Origin of the sequence: Pseudovibrio flavus, from assembly GCF_009711345.1 — a bacterium.
GTDB classification, from domain to species: Bacteria; Pseudomonadota; Alphaproteobacteria; order Rhizobiales; family Stappiaceae; genus Pseudovibrio; species Pseudovibrio flavus.
In genome coordinates this window covers 1-2,460 of the sequence record NZ_SMMA01000029.1, presented here as the reverse complement: position 1 = coordinate 2,460, position 2,460 = coordinate 1, and the positions used below count along the sequence as shown (strand labels likewise).

Here is a 2,460-nt window from a genome sequence, read left to right as displayed (position 1 = left end):
GATAACGTTGGAGTTGAAGGTTATGGTCAACTGGCCATTGTTCTCGTTATAAACGGCTGTATCGATCTTGCCGCTTTCAGCGCCGAAAATCGCAGGATCAACGGTACCATCTGGCGCATACGCGAACCAATCGTTCGGGATATTATCGATGCGAATGACATTCAGCTCCTCAGAGCCATCTGTATCCGGCGTTGACGCTTCGATCTTCAAGGTGACGGAGCTATCCTCGAAAATCTCCACATTCGGTGGCTGATCGCCCGGCTGAACGGAAACGCCCGCATTTGGATCGTTTAGTGGTGTTTCGTTGAAGCCATCTTGCGCAGGTTCCAGTGTTACCTTGAGCTCGGCTTCAGCCCTCGGCCGCACTGTCACTGTGGTATCGAAGTTCACCATGGTCGAGTTGTCAGAGGTATCGTACTCGTTATCACCCGGCATGGTGGTTGGCGTGGTGGTCTCATTCACCACCAAGCTGCCATCGATAGAGAGTTTACCGCTGAAGTTCTCAGGATAAGACACCCGCAGGTTCTGCACGAACTGCTCGAAGCGGAAGTTCGGAATACCGTCCGGCTGGGTAACGGTGTAGGTCGCCTGACCGTCATCGCTACTCACCAGTGTGATGTCACCAAACGAACCATTGCTGGTGGAACGAACAGAAATGCTGTCTTTAACCGAGAAGTTGTCAGAGGCCGTTTCATCCACTGTGATGGTGAACATCAACGGACCATATGTTTCTGATCCATCCGTGTCACCAAGGCGCAGTCGGGTAATGCGCAAGCGGCTCTCACCACGTGAGTTAAGGTCCTCGTTGACCGTCTGATTCTGGTCCCGCAAGTCCGGCGTGTCGATGACCGCATCAACATCAACATCTACCTCATCAGAAGCCGAAGCTTGGTTGGAAGGCAGGTCTGCGGCTGTGTCGGTGGAGGTAACGGTTGCAGTTAGCTCGCCGTTCATCAGCGTGTTGATGTCTTTGTCCGTATCGTTTGCCGGTGTCAGGGTCAGATCACCGTTCCAACTGGTCAAACCCGGATTGAAGGTGATTGTCAGCTCTCCAGTCGAACTGTCATAGGTCGCCGACTGGATATCCGAACCGCCAGAGGTGAAGGCAGACGGATCAACCGTATTGCCACCAGAAAGCGCGACCCAGCCATCAGGAACGTTGGAAAGCACGATTGTTGTCAGGCTTTCCGATCCATCGGTATCTGGCGTGCTGGCACTCAGGTTCACCGTAAACGGCGTATCTTCTTTGGCGATTTGGGTATCACCATCAGAAGCTGCCGCAATAACCGTCATATCGATGGTCGGCTCTGCAATTGGCAACACGTTGATGAGGAACTGATCGGTATCTGCCCCCTCGTTCGAATTGGCTTCGACTTCGGCCGTAATGATACCGGAATAGTGCTCTGGCAGATTGCTCAGAACGAGAGCCTGATAGTCTGCAAGCGTACCGAACCATTCACCACTTACCGGATTAAACGAGCCAACATTAAAGCTCGCACCGGCTGGCAAGTCGGTGAACGTGATCTTGATCGGTTCGACCAGATTTTCAGAAAGGTCCTGATCTGTGATCGCCAAACCAAGATTAAGGGCAATCGGGCCGCTATCTTCGTTCACGGTCACATCTTTAGCATCGATATCGATGTCTTCAGTAGGCGTAACAGTGATTGAACTATCAACGGACTCAGTGCCTTCGGAGGTCGTGACCGTGATCGTATAATCAATCGGAGCTTCTGGCGTACCATCTGGAGAACTTTGGGTAGAGAAGTCCTCGGGGAAGGTAAGGGCCAGTTGGCTTGCCTCAGCAGCTGTGCCTGTCCATGTAAGATTACCGACATCCAACGCACCGACATTTGCAGTTGTTCCTGCGGGAAGGCGTCCAAACGTTATGGACACTGTATCCGCTGTATTGTCGTCACCTTCGGAAAGATCCAAGTCGGTTATTGCTGCGGAAATACCGAGATCAACCGTGTTATTGTTCGCATCCTCGGCGTTTTGGGCAGCCGGTGCAGTGAGTTCTATATCGCTTTCATAGGCGACATAGATACCGAACGGCTGGGAAGCAGAACCGCCTTCATCCGTTTTAGCCGTAAACGTTCCATCAATCGTCGTTTGCGGGTTCTGGGTGGAGAAGTCTGCAGGCAATGCCAGAACAAGCTGGGAAAGATCCGGCTCGTTGCCTGAATAGTTCAAGGTTCCGCCGCTAATATCGGCAGAGCTGAACGTCACGCCGCCATCGGTTGAGAACAGCGTACCCGTAGGCAGGTTGTTGATCTGGAAATCGTAGCCGGTGATGTTCTCCGAACCATCCGCATCGGTTGGCGTAGCCGTAAAGTAATCGCCAAGGTTCACGAGCAGCGGATCGGTGCCACTGTCTGTTTCTGTAAGAACGATTGTCGGCGTATTTCCAGATTGGTCGATGTTGTTTGTGTAACCAACCTCGACATCGCCTTCGAAGGCGAC

Annotated in this window: 1 protein-coding gene; it reads right to left on the bottom strand. The window is 52.5% G+C overall.

The window, feature by feature from the left end; all coding sequences use genetic code 11:
* The coding region (locus tag E1162_RS19355) for a hypothetical protein (RefSeq protein ID WP_257098528.1) at positions 1-2,460 on the bottom strand (2,460 nt) is incomplete at both ends.